The following is a 13621-nucleotide window of genomic DNA, read 5'->3' as shown; positions in this document are numbered from 1 at the left end:
GTGAGCGACCTGATCTTCCTGGACAGCGCCGGTTCCTCGATCATGCCCGCCGAGGTCGTGGACGAGGTCGTCGGGCACCTGCGCCGCGAGACCGAGATCGGCGGCTACCGCGCCGCCGCCGAACGCCGTGACGACCTGGAGGCTGGCTACGGCGTGCTGGCCGAGCTGTTCGGCTGCGCGCCGTCCGAGGTCGCCTTCACCGACAGCGCGACCCGCTCGTGGCTCACCGCGTTCGACGCCGTCCCGCTCGCGAAGGGCGACCGCGTCCTCGTCACCGAGGTCGAGTACGGCGGCAACGCCGTGCCGATGCTGCGGCGCGCGGAGGAGACCGGAGCCACGATCGAGGTCGTCCCGTCCGACCGCCACGGCCAGCTCGATGTCGACGCCCTGGACCTGGACGAACGGGTCAAGCTGATCTCACTGGTGCACGTGCCGACCAACGGCGGCCTGGTCAACCCGGTGAACGAGGTCACGGCGAAGGCCCGCGAGGTCGGCGCGCTGGTGCTGCTCGACGCGTGCCAGTCCACGGGCCAGCTCGATCTGAGCGCCGTCGACTACGACATGCTCGTCTGCACCGGCCGGAAGTGGTTGCGCGGACCACGCGGCACGGGCGCGCTGGTCGTCCGCGACGACGTGCGCGAACGGTTGCGGCCGCGGCTGATGGACCACAGCGCCGCCGAGTGGACCGACCTGGACCGCTTCGAGCCGCGCGCCGACGCGCGGGTGTTCGAGCTCTGGGAGTTCGGCGTCGCCGACCGGCTCGGCCTGATCGCCGCCGCCAGGTACGCGCTGGCCAAGGGCCTCGACGTGATCGAGGCCGAGGTGGGGGAGCGCGCCCGGCGCCTGCGCGAGGGCCTCGCCGACCTGCCCGGCATCACCGTCCGGGACCTGGGCGAACGGCGGTCCGGCATCGTCACGTTCACGAGCGACCGGGAGCCGGCGGTGGAGCTGAAGGACCGGCTGTGGCGCGAGAACGTGGCCGTCACCGTCTCGCAGCGCGCGTCGACCCGGTTCGACATGACCCGGCGCGGCCTGGACGAAGTAGTGCGGGCCTCCCCGCACTACTTCGTCACCGCCGAGGAGATCGACCGGGCGCTGGAGAGGATCAGCAGGTCAGGTTGATGACCCGCTTCACGCAGTCCGAGTACCCGACGAACAGGTCGACGGCGCGGTCGTTGCGCGAGGTCTGCTGCGCGATGACCGTGTCACGCGGGTAGAAGCCGTTGAGGCCGCCGCTCGTCGGGTACATCTCGAAGGTGTACGACCAGATCTTGTGCTGGCCCCACATCCAGTCGTCGATGGTGCCGTCGGTGATGTAGAGGTCGCTCGCCTGCTCCGGCGTGTAGCCGTTGGTGGCGGCCATCTGCCGGCCCAGCGTCTGGAACGCCCGCGCCTCGTCGGCGTTCAGGCCCGTGTCGGTGTCGGCGTTGGTGTAGCCGTAGGGCCACAGCACCAGCTCCGAGAACGAGTGGAAGTCGATGTTCGTCTTGATCTGCTGGACGCCGCCGACGACGCGCGAGTTCACGAAGTTGCGCAGCACGGTCGTCTCCGGCGCGGAGAACGCCGCGGTGCCGCGGTAGGTGTCGGACGTGCTGCTGCCGCTGGAACCGCCGCAGCAGCCCCACTTGTAGCCCCAGTTGCGGTTGAGGTCGGTGCCGTTGCCCTGGCGGTTCTTGCGCCAGCCGCGGAACGACCCGGTCGCGATGTCGTACTCGACGCCGTCCGGGTTGACCATCGGGACGAACCACACCTCGCGGCTGTCCACCAGGCTCTTGATCGCCGAGCTCGCGTAGTTGTCGGTGTAGCGCTTGATGATCTGCAGGCACTGCTCGACCGTGAGGTGCTCGCGGGCGTGCTGGTTGCAGGTGAACAGCACCTCCGGCTCGCTCTCGTCGGTCGCGACGTTGTCGCTGATCTTGAGCGCCCAGATGTCCCGGTTCTGGTAGCTCTTGCCGATGCTGCGCAGGCTCGCGAGCGTCGGGTGGTCGGCGACGGTCTGCTGCAGCTCGGCCGTCATCTCGGCGAAGTTGTGGTAGCCGGTGTAGCCGGACGGGAAGTCCTGCGTGCCGACCTGACCCGGCTGCGGGTCCGCGAAGTCCACCTTGCCGAGGCTCTTGAGCTGCTGCTCGAAGTCGCCGACGTACTTGATCGGCAGACCGGTCGCCTTCAGGGCCTGGTACTGCGACTTGTCCGCGACGACCGAGACCGTGGTGAGCTTGGTCGCGCCGAGCACGTCGACGCCGATCCGGGCGACCTGCGTGCGTTCTGCGGACGTGTTCGCCGTGACCTCCAGCAGGTACCGGCCGGAGTCGGCCGTGCTGGGCGACGCCATGCCCGCGACCAGCACGGGCAGGCAGACGGCGAGCACTGCGGCGATCTTGCCGCGGCTCTTGCTGAACATCGTTCCTCCATCATCAGCAGGGGTTTGCGACGGAGTTGTGCCCAACCGAGCGTGGCCGGGCCGTCACAGGCGCAGTAGCGCCGTTCGCGGGGTGACCGTTGACAGATTTTGGCGGCAACTAGGCTGGTGGACATGCTGAACCGCATCGACCTGCGAGGTCGCACCACGACCCCCGCTCAGCTGCGCGCCGTCGTGCCGCGCGCCGAGGTGGACGTGGACGCGGTGCTGCACCACGTGCGCCCGGTGGTGGACGCCGTCGCCGAACGCGGCGTCGAGGCCGTCCTCGAGTACACCGAGAAGTTCGACCGCGTCCGCCCCGCCGCGGTGCGCGTGCCCGCGGCCGAGCTCACGTCCGCCCTGGCCTCCCTCGACCCGGCCGTGCGCGAGGCGCTGGAGGAGGCGATCACGCGCACCCGCCGCGTGCACGCCGACCAGCGCCGCACCGAGACGACCACCCAGGTCGTGCCCGGCGGCACCGTCACGGAGAAGTGGGTGCCGGTCGCCCGCGTCGGCCTGTACGCGCCCGGTGGCCTCGCCGTCTACCCGTCGACCGTGGTCATGAACGTCGTGCCCGCCCAGATCGCGGGCGTCGAGTCGCTGGTGGTGGTCTCCCCGCCGCAGGCGGAGTTCGGCGGCCTGCCGCACCCGACGATCCTGGCCGCCGCCGAACTGCTCGGCGTCGGCGAGGTGTGGGCCGCGGGCGGCGCGCAGGCCGTGGCGCTGATGGCGCACGGCGGCGTGGACACCGACGGAGCCGAGCTGGCGCCGGTCGACATCGTCACCGGTCCCGGCAACATCTACACGACGGCGGCCAAGCGCCTGCTGCGCGGCCTGATCGGCATCGACTCCGAGGCGGGCCCGACCGAGATCGCGGTCCTCGCCGACTCCACGGCCGACCCGGTGCACGTGGCCGCCGACCTGATCTCCCAGGCCGAGCACGACCCGCTGGCGGCGTCGGTGCTCGTCACCGACTCCGACGAGCTCGCGGACGCGGTGGACGCCGAGCTGGAGCGCCAGATCGGTGCCACCAAGCACCACGAGCGCATCCGCACGGCGTTGAGCGGCAAGCAGTCCGGCGTCGTGCTGGTGTCCTCGGTGGACGAGGGCATCCGGGTCGTCGACGCCTACGCCGCCGAGCACCTGGAGATCCAGACCCGCGACGCCCGCGAGGTGGCGGGGCGGATCCGGTCCGCCGGCGCGATCTTCGTCGGCGCGTACGCGCCGGTGTCGCTGGGCGACTACTGCGCGGGCTCCAACCACGTGCTGCCCACCGGCGGCTGCGCGCGGCACTCGTCCGGGCTGTCCGTGCAGACGTTCTTGCGCGGCATCCACCTGATCGACTACTCCGAGGAAGCCCTGCGCGAGGTCGCGGACAAGGTCGTCGCGCTGGCCAACGCGGAGGACCTGCCCGCGCACGGGCAGGCCGTCACCGCGAGGTTCGCCCGATGAAACCGGTCGTGGGTGCGCGAGTGGAGCTGTCCGACCTGCCGCTGCGCGAGGACCTGCGCGGCCGCACGCCCTACGGCGCGCCGCAGCTCGACGTCCCGTACCGCCTGAACACCAACGAGAACCCGTACGCGCCGTCGGACGCGCTGGCCGCCGACGTCGTCGCGGCCGTGGCGGAGATCGCGGCCGACCTGCACCGGTACCCGGACCGCGACGCGGTGGCGTTGCGCGAAGACCTGGCGGCCTACCTCACCGAGGCCACCTCGGTCACGCTGACGGCCGAGAACGTCTGGGCCGCCAACGGGTCCAACGAAATCCTCCAGCAGGTGCTGCAGGCCTTCGGCGGTCCCGGCCGGGTCGCGCTGGGCTTCGAGCCGTCGTACTCGATGCACCCGATCATCGCCGCCGGCACGCGCACCGAGTGGTCGCCGGCGCCGCGCCGTCCCGACTTCTCGCTCGACGTGGAGAAGGCCGCCGCGGTGATCGCCGAGACGCGGCCGGACGTCGTCTTCGTGACGTCGCCGAACAACCCGACCGGCCAGTCGATCCCGCTCGACGACCTGCGCGTGCTGATCGCCGCCGCTCCCGGCGTGATCGTCGTCGACGAGGCCTACGCCGAGTTCTCGCCGCAGGAGAGCGCGATCGGGCTGCTCGACGAGTTCGGGTCGCGGCTGATCGTCTCGCGCACCATGTCCAAGGCGTTCGCCTTCGCCGGTGGCCGCCTGGGCTACCTGGCGGCGGCCCCGGCCGTGGTCGACGCGTTGCAGCTGGTGCGCCTGCCGTACCACCTCTCGCAGCTGACGCAGGCCGCGGCGCGGGCGTCGCTGCGGCACGCCGCCGAGACCCTCGGGTCGGTGGCGCTGCTCGCCGCCGAACGCGACCGGGTCATGGCCTCGTTGCGGGAGCTCGGTTTCCAGGTCGTGCCGTCGGACGCGAACTTCGTGCTGTTCGGCTGGTTCGAGAACGCGCGGGAGACCTGGAAGTCCTACCTGGAGCACGGTGTGCTCATCAGGGACGTCGGAATCGCGGGTCACCTGCGGGTGACCATCGGAACGCCCGAGGAGAACGACGCGTTCCTCGCGGCCAGCTTGGAGGTCAGCCGGTGAGTCGTGTGGGCAAGGTCGAGCGCACCACGAGGGAGTCGTCGGTCCACGTCGAGATCGACCTCGACGGCACCGGCAAGGTCGAGATCAGCACCGGCGTGCCGTTCTACGACCACATGCTCACCGCGTTCGGCGTGCACGGCTGCTTCGACCTGATCGTCCGCGCCACCGGCGACACGCACATCGACGCCCACCACTCCGTGGAGGACATCGCGATCGTGCTGGGCCAGGCGCTGCGGGAGGCGTTGGGGGACAAGAAGGGCATCCGCCGCTTCGGCGACTGCTGGATCCCGATGGACGAGACCCTCGCGCACGCGGCGGTCGACGTCTCGGGCCGGCCCTACACCGTGCACCGCGGCGAGCCGGAGCAGTTCAACTCGTTCGTCATCGGCGGCAACTACCCGTTCGTGCTGAACCGCCACGTGTTCGAGTCGCTGGCCTTCCACGCCCAGATCGCGCTGCACGTGCGCGTCGAGTACGGCCGCGACCCGCACCACATCGCGGAGGCCGAGTACAAGGCGATCGCCCGCGCCCTGCGCACGGCCGTGGAGCCCGACCCGCGCGTCGGCGGCATCCCGTCGACCAAGGGCGTGCTGTAGATGCCGAAGGAAGTCGTCGTCATCGGCCTGCTGGCCCTCGCGGGCTTCCTGGGCGGTGGCGTCTACACGACGTGGAAGACCGCCAAGACCCTGGCGGTCATCCTCCTCGTGCTGACCGTTCTGGCGGTCGGCGGCGCGGTGCTCTGGCTCTTCTAGCCCCGAACCGACAAGATCGCGCGCGTGACCGAGCCCGAGTACGACGCCTTCCTCTCGCACAGCCCCGCTCTGGACGGCGCGCTCGGGCCGGCGCTGCGCCGGGGCGTGCAGCGGTTCGCCACACCTTGGTACCGGCCGCGCTCGGCGCGGGTGTTCCTCGACAGCGGCGCACCGGCCGACGCCGCGCTGGCCCGGTCGCGCTGGTTCGTCCTCGTGGCATCGCCAGATCTGCCCGAGCGGGTCGTGCGCCAGCTCGACTGGTGGCTGGAACACCGGCCGGCACAACGGATCCTGGTCGTGCTCACCTCCGGCGAGTACGCGCGGTCGGTGCCCGCGGCGGTGCGCACGGCGCTGGGCCAGGAACCGCGCTGGGTCGACCTGCGCCGCGTGACGCTCGCCGACAGCGCGAACCCGCGGTTCCGGCAGGGCGTCGCCGAGATCGCGAGCGTGGTGCGCGGCGTCGCGACGGACGACCTGGTCGGTGAGCACGTCCACCGGCACCGCCGTTCGGTGTCCTGCGCGCGCGGAGCGGCCGCGGCGGTGGCGGTGTTGCTCGTCGCCGTACTGGTCACGGCCGTGGTGCGCAGCGGTGACGCGACCGCGGACGCCCGTACCGCCACGGCGCGTGGCCTGGCCTCGGCGGCCGTCGCGAACCTGCGCACCGACCTCGGCCTGGCGCAGGTGCTCGCGGCGCGGGCCTACCGGGTCGAGCCGAACCCGCAGACCCGCTCCGCGTTGTTCCAGTCGCTGACCGCTTCGCCGCAGCTCGACCGGTACGTCCAGGTCGGCGGTGAGGTGACCGCGCTGGCCGCGTCGGCCGACGGCGAGATCGCCGTCGTCGGCACCTCCGACGGCCGGGTGGTACGGCTGGACCTGGCGGCGTCCACGCGGTCCGAGACCAGGGTGGGGCCGAACCCGGTGACGGCGGTGGCGGTGAGCGCGACCGGTGGTGTGATCGCCGCGTTCGCCGCGGGCTCGGCGGTGCGCTGGGACGGTTCCGCCGCGGTGCAGCGGATCGAGGTGCCGGCCGACCTGTCCTCGGGCCTGGTCGCGGTGTCGCCGTCCGGTCGGTTCACCGCTTTCCACGCGATGGCGGAGGACCGCTTCACGTCGATCGTCCACGATGGACAGAGCGGCCGGCCCGCCCGGCGCGACGGGACGGCGTTCCCGTTGCTCGCGCTGCGGATCCCCGACGACGAGACCGCGCTGGAGCTCTCCGACACGGAGTGGGTGCGTCGGTCGCTCGCCTCGCAGGAGGTCGTGTCGGCCGCACGTGGCGAGGTGCTGCCCGCCACCGGGTCCTGGTACGGCGCCTCCGCGAACGGCGCGCAGTTCGGCTGGTCGATGGACGGCCTGACCAGGGTGTGGCGCACCGCCGTTCCGGCGTTCGGCTTCACCACCCAGGACGCGGAGGTCCGGCAGGGCCGCCCCACCCCGTCCCACGTGGCGATCACGGACGACGGCGCCCGCACGGCGGTCGCCGACACCGGCACGATCCACGTCTACGACATGACGGAATCGGGTGAGCTGGTCCGGCTGGAGGGCAACGACGAGACCCCGTTCGTCGAGTTCCTGGGCTCCGGGGACCGCCTGGTGTCCGCGTCGCACGACCGCCTCGTGCTGTGGGACCTCCGCAGGAACACCCGCCTGAGCTCATCGCTGCCGACCCGCACCCCGTTGTCCTGCAACGCTTGTCCGGCCCCGTGGCTCGCCATGTCGCACGGCAGGGCCGCCGTGGTGGCAGGCCCGGACGTGGCGCTGGGTGCCGCCACCGGCTCCGTGGGCCCGGACAGCGACTTCGGCCCGGCCGCCTGGAACTCCGCCGGCGACAAGCTCTACCTGGTGACGCTGCCCGAGGGCATCGGCGAGACCTGGCAGGCCGAACCGGTCCTGCGCCGCCTCTCGCGCTGGAAGGGCGACGTGGCGGCCGAGCACCTGCTGGCGCTGCGCGCGTCCCCGGACGACAGCCGGCTCGTGACGGTGAACGAGCAGGGCGACGTGCAGGTCTTCTCCGGCGAGGACTTCACCGCGGACCGCACGATCACCCTCGGCCGCCGCCTGGACCACGCGGGCTGGCCCCCGGCGGGCACCCTGGCCGCGATCAGCACCGGCACCGACCTGGTCGCGGTGGCGACGCCGACGGCGGTGGAGCTGGTCGACACGACCACCGGCACCCGCCGCACGCTGGACGGCCGGGCCGACGCGGTCGCGTTCACCGACGACCACCTGCTGGTCCAGCGAGCAGGCACCATCGAGGTCTGGGAGCCCGACCTCTCGTCCCACCGCACGATCCCGACCGAGGACGCCCACCTCGCGGGCATCGCCGCGGCACCGGACACGAGCCTCGCCGTCCACCTGCGCCGGGACCACGTCGTGGTCGTCACCGACCTGACCACCGGCGACCGCCTGGGCCAGGTCCCGCTGGCGCCGCCGCGCGCCCGTTCCAGCCGGATCGGCACGGCCTTCGACGGCCCGGACCGCCTCGTCACGGCCCTCTCCGGCACACCCCTGACCGCGTGGGACCTGTCGGCCGAGAAGTGGGTCCGCACCGCCTGCGCGACGTCCGCCAGGACCCTGACCCCCGACGAGTGGCTGCGTTACGCGGGCACCACCCCGCCCGAGGACCTGACCTGCGGCTAGGCGCTGGTCAGGTACTCCGCGGGCACGTGCTGCGCGAGCCACACCCCGTTGGCGCTGAGCCGGAACTCGTGCCCGTCGTCGTGCATCCGCCGGGCGTCGACCACGAGGACCACCGGCCGCCCGTGCCGCGCCCCGACCCGGCGAGCGGTCTCGCGATCGGGGGAGAGGTGCACGTCGTGCCGCGACATGGGCCGCAGCCCGTCCCGCATGATGTCGTCGAGGTGCTGCGCCACCGTGCCGTGGAACAGCACCTCCGGCGGCTCGGCCGCGGGCAGCCCGAGCTCCACCGGCACGCTGTGCCCCTGGTTGGCCCGGATGCGGTCACCGTCGACGGTGAACCGCTTCTTGTCGTTGTGCTCCACGACCTCGAGCACGTCCTCGGCGGACACGCCGAGCGCGGCCAGCAGGTCGGCGAGCGGCACCCACCCGGCCGGGTCGAGCGTGAGGCCGACGCGTTCGGGCTGGTGGCGCAACGCCTTGGACATCCGCTTGGAGAGGCGGACCATTCTGTCTCGTTCCATTTGGCGAGTAGCAAACCACAGCGTGTCCAGCGCTTTTGCCGAGCGAACCCCGGTGGTGCGGTTGGATGACTGGCGTGTGGCGCGAACGGATCGTCCCCGGCACTCCCGAGGTCTTCGTGGCCTGGCAGGAGGGCGTCGGCGACCGCACCCTGCTGGCCGTCCACGGCGGCCCGGACTGGGACCACAGCTACCTCCGCGACCCGCTGCACCGCCTGGACCACCGGGTGCTGATGCCCGACCTGCGCGGATGCGGGCGTTCGGGCCGCGTGCCCGAGTACCACCCCGACGACGTGGTGCAGGACCTCGTGCGGGTGCTGGACGCGTTCGGCGTCGAGCGCGCGGACGTGCTCGGCCACTCGTACGGCGGCATGGTGGCGCAGCGGTTCGCGATCACGCACCCGGCACGCGTGCGCAGCCTGGTCGTGTCGGGCAGCAGCGTCCTGCCGGTGCCGCCGGACGCCTTCGCCGGCTGGGCGGAGCGCGACGAGGTCCTGGCGCGTCAGGAAGATCCGTGGCGGCGCGGCGACCTCACGCCCGAGGAGTGCGTGCGCGCCGAGGCGTTCGCGGCGGCGCAGGCCAACATCCGGCGCGCCGAAGCCCTGCCCGGCTACCTCGCGCGGCTCGAGCAGGTCCGGTTCGGCGCCGACTGGGTGCGGCAGCTGCACGCCGGGAACCTGGTGTCGCCGCGGACGGCCGACGCCGCCCGGCGGATCGCGGAGCTCGGCATCCCCGTGCTGCTGGTGCACGGGCGCCAGGACATGACGTTCCCGGTGAGCCTGGTCGAGCCGACGCTCGCGTTGATCCCGCGCGCCCGCGCCGTCGTCCTCGAGGAGGCCGGCCACATGCTGCACGTCGACGACCCCGACGGCTACCTGCGCGCCGTCCGCGAGTTCCTAGAGCGTGCCGCCCTCGAGGGCGGGCTTGAGCTGGGGAGCGCCGGGACCGTGTGAGGCCTGCTCGTCGTCGATGTTCTGCAGCGAGCAGCTGCGCAGCGACAGGCACCCGCAGCCGATGCAGCCGGTCAGCCGGTCGCGCAGGCGGAACAGCGCGTCGATCCGCGCGTCGAGCTCCGTCTTCCACGAGCGGGAGAGGCGTTCCCAGTCCGACTTCGTCGGGGTGCGGTTGTCGGGGAGCTGTGCGAGGGCGTCGCGCACGTCCTCCAGGGTCAGGCCCACGCGTTGCGCGGTGCGGATGAAGGCCAGCCGGCGCAGCACCGAGCGCTGGTAGCGCCGCTGGTTGCCCGCGGTGCGGACGGAGCCGATCAGGCCCCTGTCCTCGTAGAAGCGCAGCGCGGTGTGGGGGACGCCGCTGCGCTCGGCGACCTGGCCGATGGTCAGCATTTCCGGCAACTTGCTCACCGGATCATGGTAACCGCTTGACCTCCAGCATGGTCGAGGTTGAACAGTTGGTGCCATGCAACGGATACCGGAGCTCTTCGCCAGGATGACCGGGGACGAGAAGCACGAGTGGGCCGCGGCCTCCACGATCGACGTGCTCTGGGTCCTGTACGACCGCGTCCTGAACGTCACGCCCGCCACCGTCGACGACCCCGGCCGCGACCGGTTCCTGCTGTCCAAGGGACACGGGCCGATGGCCTACTACGCGGTCCTGGCCGAGAAGGGGTTCATCGAGGAATCCACTTTGGACGACTGGACGTCGTGGGACAGCCCGCTCGGCCAGCACCCCGACCGGGTGCTCGTCCGGGGCGTGGAGATCAGCAGCGGCTCGCTCGGGCACGGCCTGCCGATCGCGGTGGGGACGGCGCTCGGGCAGCGGATCGGCGGCAGCGCCGGGCGCACGTTCGTGCTGGTCGGCGACGGTGAGCTCGACGAGGGCAGCAACCACGAGGCGATCGCCGTGGCCGCCCGGTTGAACGTCGCCAACCTCACCACGATCGTGATCGACAATCAGTCGGCGGTGCACGGCTGGCCGGGAGGCATCGCCCGGCGCTTCGCCGTCGAGGGCTGGCAGACCGCCGAGGTCGACGGCCGCGACCACGACGCGCTCTTCACCGCGCTGACCACGCCGCACGACCGCCCGCACGCGGTCGTCGCCAAGATCGAGAGGAGCTGACCGGTGACCACGATGCGCCAGGCGTTCGTCCGGACGGTCAACGAGGAGATCGGGCACGACCCGCGGATCGCCGTGGTCACCGCGGTGATCTCCAGCAACGAGTTCCCGCAGGAGAACGAACGCGTCGTCGACGTCGGGATCCGCGAGCAGACCATGGTGGGCGTGGCGAGCGGGCTGGCGCTCGCGGGGCTGCGGCCGGTCGTGCACAGCTACGCGCCATTCCTCGTGGAGCGGCCCTACGAGCAGATCAAGCTCGACATCGGCCACCAGGACGTGGGCGCGGTGTTCGTGAGCATCGGCGCGTCCTACGACGACCCGGTCTGGGGACGCACGCACCAGTCGCCGGGGGATGTCGCGTTGTTCGACACGCTCCCCGGCTGGACCGTGCACGTGCCGGGGCACGCGGACGAGGTGACGCCGTTGCTGCGGCAGGCGTTGAAGGACGACAACCGCGTCTACGTCAGGCTTTCGCTGCACGAGAACGCGCAGGCCCACCCGGTCGGCACGGGTTTCACGGAGCTGCGCCACGGAAAGCGCGGTGTCGTGCTCGCCGTCGGCCCGATGCTCGACCGCGTGCTCAAAGCCGTCGAGTCGGAGAACGCCGACGTCACGGTCCTGTACGCGGCCACGGTCCGACCGTTCGACTCGGACGGACTCGTCAAGGCGGTGCGCGAGACCGACCACGCCGACGTCATGGTGGTGGAGCCGTACCTCGAGGGAACTTCATCTCATCTCGTCTCCGAAACGCTGCAACGGATCCCGCACCGTGTGCGTTGTATAGGCGTCAAACGACACGCAGAGCTCCGCAACTACGGCACGGCCGAGGACCACGACGCCGCGCACGACCTAGACGTGGTCGGGCTGGGGAGCGCTGTGCGGAGTTTCTTCAGGGGGTGAAGAAACATGTTCGCAGTCATGGGGGATGACTGGACCGGCGCGCCGTCCCGCGTCGTGTAGAGGTGGAAGGGGTGCGCGACTGGGCCGGATGCCCCGTCGCGCACCGCTTTCCGGCCGTCCGTCCGTTCCGGAACGCGAAGACCGTGGCATGTCTGCACGGGCTTGCGCGGACGACCAGGAATGATGTTGGTCGTGAGAATGCTGATCTGGACCCCGTTGAACGCCGCCGAGCTGCAGAAGGCCATGCACAGCGGCAACGTGGGCCCGGCGGCGCTCGTCCCGGTGCAGACCGGCACGGTGCTGCTGCCTCCTCCGGCGACCAAGCTCAACGAGGCCGCGTACATGACGAACAGGGTGCGCAAGCTCGGCGACGGCGCCGCGCTCGCCGTGTGGAACGACGACGCCGCCCTGCTCTACCTCTTCACCACCTCGCTCGGCCGCGCGTCGATGTGGGGCTCTCGCGAGGCCGTGCTGCGGTTGTCGAAGCAGGCGAAGCAGTCCGGCCCGGTGGGCAGGCTGTTCGACCGCGCGACCGCGGGTCTGCTCAACCTGCGCGAGAAGGAGAAGTGGCAGGCCGACGCGATCGACAAGCTCACCGCGCTGCACCCGGCGGCGAGCCGCAAGGCGCCGCTCGAACGCATCCGCGACTTCCACAACGCCGGCGGGGCCATCCCCGACTTCTTCCGCGCCGCGGGACTGCCCGAGGTCGCGCAGGTCGCCGAGCTCACCGAGCAGGGCCGCGCGGACTTCGTGCTGGACGCCCTCGAACCGCCGCACACGCAGAAGTGGCCGCTCGCCCTCATCTTCCCGCTGATCGTGGTGACCGCGCTGGTGACGGTGCTGCTCGGCGTCGGCATGGTCGTCTACTACGTCGTCGCCGGTCTGCTGCTGGTGCTGACGGCCGGCCTGATGGTCTCGCTGCGCCGCCGGCTCGTGCGCGCGAAACCGATCAACACCGTGCTGCCGGTCATCCCGGTGACGCAGGGCGCGGTTCCGACCGATTAAAATGGTGGTCGTGGCACGTGTCGTCGTACTTGACTATGGCTCCGGCAACCTGCGCTCGGCCGAGCGCGCGCTCCAGCGGGTCGGCGCCCATGTCGAGGTGACCTCCGACCCGAAGGCGGCGCGCGAGGCCGACGGCCTGGTCGTCCCCGGCGTCGGCGCCTACGCGGCGTGCATGGAGGGCCTGAACTCGGTGCGGGGCGCCCGGATCATCGGCGAGCGCCTCGCCGGCGGCCGCCCGGTGCTCGGCATCTGCGTGGGCATGCAGATCCTCTTCGAGCGCGGCATCGAGCACGGGGTGCTGACGGAGGGCTGCGGCGAGTGGCCCGGCACCGTCGAGCGCCTCGAAGCACCCATCGTCCCGCACATGGGCTGGAACACGGTCCGCGCTCCCGAGGGCTCCGCACTGTTCGAGGGCCTCGACGAGGACACCCGGTTCTACTTCGTGCACTCCTACGGCGTGCGCAAGTGGGAGCTGGAGGCCGCCGACCACATCAGGCCGCCGCTGGTGACGTGGGCCGACCACGCGGGCGACGAGTTCGTGGCCGCCGTCGAGAACGGCCCCCTGTGGGCGACCCAGTTCCACCCGGAGAAGTCCGGCGACGCCGGAGCGCACCTGCTGAAGAACTGGCTGACCAGCCTGTCGTGAGCCCGCCGCCACCGGCGGTCGCCCCTCCGGGTGTCCACTGAGGACGCTGCCCCGGCCAGGACCTGCGGCGATGAGCGCGGCACACCGGCGCGGGCGGAGCCTGGAACCCTGCCGGCGCCGGGAGCACGTGGCCG

At 71.8% G+C, this 13621-nt stretch carries 14 protein-coding genes; 11 read left to right on the top strand and 3 right to left on the bottom strand.

What is annotated here, in order from left to right; all coding sequences use genetic code 11:
* The gene (locus ACFWGZ_RS03415) at positions 1–1122 is read left to right on the top strand and encodes an aminotransferase class V-fold PLP-dependent enzyme (RefSeq protein ID WP_382449845.1); all 1122 of its coding nucleotides are present in this window, start codon (positions 1–3) and stop codon (positions 1120–1122) included.
* On the opposite strand, the gene ACFWGZ_RS03410 is transcribed toward ACFWGZ_RS03415, so the two are convergent.
* Entirely contained in the window at positions 1106–2401 is a 1296-nt protein-coding gene (locus ACFWGZ_RS03410; protein WP_382449844.1) for a M14 family metallopeptidase, read from the bottom strand. The two genes, ACFWGZ_RS03415 and ACFWGZ_RS03410, sit on opposite strands and share 17 nt — an antisense overlap.
* 132 nt (positions 2402–2533) lie before the next feature.
* Here ACFWGZ_RS03410 and hisD point away from each other — a divergent pair, with 132 nt between their 5' ends.
* From hisD to ACFWGZ_RS03385, 5 genes are read left to right on the top strand one after another with little or no spacing between them, the layout of a single operon-like run.
* Complete coding sequence (gene hisD, locus ACFWGZ_RS03405; RefSeq protein ID WP_382449843.1) at positions 2534–3850, top strand: histidinol dehydrogenase; 1317 nt, start codon at positions 2534–2536, stop codon at positions 3848–3850.
* Positions 3847–4953, top strand: a complete 1107-nt coding sequence (locus ACFWGZ_RS03400) for a histidinol-phosphate transaminase (RefSeq protein ID WP_382449842.1) — start codon at positions 3847–3849, stop codon at positions 4951–4953. Before hisD ends, ACFWGZ_RS03400 begins: the two co-directional genes overlap by 4 nt.
* Entirely contained in the window at positions 4950–5549 is a 600-nt protein-coding gene (hisB, locus tag ACFWGZ_RS03395) for an imidazoleglycerol-phosphate dehydratase HisB (protein ID WP_382449841.1), read from the top strand. Before ACFWGZ_RS03400 ends, hisB begins: the two co-directional genes overlap by 4 nt.
* Positions 5550–5705 carry a hypothetical protein gene (locus tag ACFWGZ_RS03390; RefSeq protein ID WP_382449840.1) on the top strand — a complete coding sequence of 52 codons (156 nt, stop codon included), beginning with the start codon at positions 5550–5552 and terminating at the stop codon, positions 5703–5705.
* Between the two features lie 24 nt (positions 5706–5729).
* A complete protein-coding gene (locus ACFWGZ_RS03385) occupies positions 5730–8345 on the top strand; it encodes a hypothetical protein (protein ID WP_382449839.1) in 2616 nt (871 codons plus the stop codon).
* Here the strand turns inward: ACFWGZ_RS03385 and ACFWGZ_RS03380 are convergent.
* Complete coding sequence (locus ACFWGZ_RS03380; RefSeq protein WP_382449838.1) at positions 8342–8866, bottom strand: RNA 2'-phosphotransferase; 525 nt, start codon at positions 8864–8866, stop codon at positions 8342–8344. The two genes, ACFWGZ_RS03385 and ACFWGZ_RS03380, sit on opposite strands and share 4 nt — an antisense overlap.
* A 65-nt stretch (positions 8867–8931) precedes the next feature.
* On the opposite strand from ACFWGZ_RS03380, the gene ACFWGZ_RS03375 reads away from it, so the two are divergent.
* Positions 8932–9816 carry an alpha/beta fold hydrolase gene (locus ACFWGZ_RS03375; RefSeq protein ID WP_382449837.1) on the top strand — a complete coding sequence of 295 codons (885 nt, stop codon included), beginning with the start codon at positions 8932–8934 and terminating at the stop codon, positions 9814–9816.
* Here ACFWGZ_RS03375 and soxR read toward each other — a convergent pair.
* Entirely contained in the window at positions 9760–10206 is a 447-nt protein-coding gene (gene soxR, locus ACFWGZ_RS03370; RefSeq protein ID WP_382449883.1) for a redox-sensitive transcriptional activator SoxR, read from the bottom strand. The two genes, ACFWGZ_RS03375 and soxR, sit on opposite strands and share 57 nt — an antisense overlap.
* A gap of 73 nt (positions 10207–10279) precedes the next feature.
* Between soxR and ACFWGZ_RS03365 the strand changes: the two genes are divergently transcribed.
* The 4 genes from ACFWGZ_RS03365 to hisH all read left to right on the top strand — a co-directional run bounded on the left by ACFWGZ_RS03365 (position 10280) and on the right by hisH (position 13487).
* Positions 10280–10939, top strand: coding sequence for a thiamine pyrophosphate-dependent enzyme (locus tag ACFWGZ_RS03365; protein ID WP_382449836.1), 660 nt, complete (start codon positions 10280–10282; stop codon positions 10937–10939).
* Between the two features lie 12 nt (positions 10940–10951).
* Positions 10952–11836 carry a transketolase family protein gene (locus tag ACFWGZ_RS03360; protein ID WP_382449882.1) on the top strand — a complete coding sequence of 295 codons (885 nt, stop codon included), beginning with the start codon at positions 10952–10954 and terminating at the stop codon, positions 11834–11836.
* A gap of 192 nt (positions 11837–12028) precedes the next feature.
* A complete protein-coding gene (locus ACFWGZ_RS03355) occupies positions 12029–12841 on the top strand; it encodes a hypothetical protein (RefSeq protein WP_382449835.1) in 813 nt (270 codons plus the stop codon).
* 1 nt (position 12842) lies between these two features.
* Positions 12843–13487 (top strand): imidazole glycerol phosphate synthase subunit HisH, encoded by a 645-nt coding sequence (gene hisH / locus ACFWGZ_RS03350; RefSeq protein ID WP_382449834.1) that lies wholly within the window; start codon positions 12843–12845, stop codon positions 13485–13487.
* Positions 13488–13621: the final 134 nt, after the last annotated feature.

It is taken from the genome of Lentzea sp. NPDC060358, assembly GCF_042725365.1.
Classification (GTDB): domain Bacteria; phylum Actinomycetota; class Actinomycetes; order Mycobacteriales; family Pseudonocardiaceae; genus Lentzea.
This window is presented reverse-complemented; position numbering and strand designations above follow the sequence as displayed.

Bases quoted from the DNA above. Each gene is read 5' to 3' on its own strand.
- ACFWGZ_RS03410 (WP_382449844.1), bottom strand. From the start codon at position 2,401: ATGTTCAGCAAGAGCCGCGGCAAGATCGCCGCAGTGCTCGCCGTCTGC.
- hisD (WP_382449843.1), top strand. From the start codon at position 2,534: ATGCTGAACCGCATCGACCTGCGAGGTCGCACCACGACCCCCGCTCAG.
- ACFWGZ_RS03400 (WP_382449842.1), top strand. From the start codon at position 3,847: ATGAAACCGGTCGTGGGTGCGCGAGTGGAGCTGTCCGACCTGCCGCTG.
- ACFWGZ_RS03390 (WP_382449840.1), top strand. From the start codon at position 5,550: ATGCCGAAGGAAGTCGTCGTCATCGGCCTGCTGGCCCTCGCGGGCTTC.
- ACFWGZ_RS03380 (WP_382449838.1), bottom strand. From the start codon at position 8,866: ATGGAACGAGACAGAATGGTCCGCCTCTCCAAGCGGATGTCCAAGGCG.
- ACFWGZ_RS03375 (WP_382449837.1), top strand. From the start codon at position 8,932: ATGACTGGCGTGTGGCGCGAACGGATCGTCCCCGGCACTCCCGAGGTC.
- soxR (WP_382449883.1), bottom strand. From the start codon at position 10,206: ATGCTGACCATCGGCCAGGTCGCCGAGCGCAGCGGCGTCCCCCACACC.
- ACFWGZ_RS03365 (WP_382449836.1), top strand. From the start codon at position 10,280: ATGCAACGGATACCGGAGCTCTTCGCCAGGATGACCGGGGACGAGAAG.
- ACFWGZ_RS03360 (WP_382449882.1), top strand. From the start codon at position 10,952: ATGCGCCAGGCGTTCGTCCGGACGGTCAACGAGGAGATCGGGCACGAC.
- hisH (WP_382449834.1), top strand. From the start codon at position 12,843: ATGGTGGTCGTGGCACGTGTCGTCGTACTTGACTATGGCTCCGGCAAC.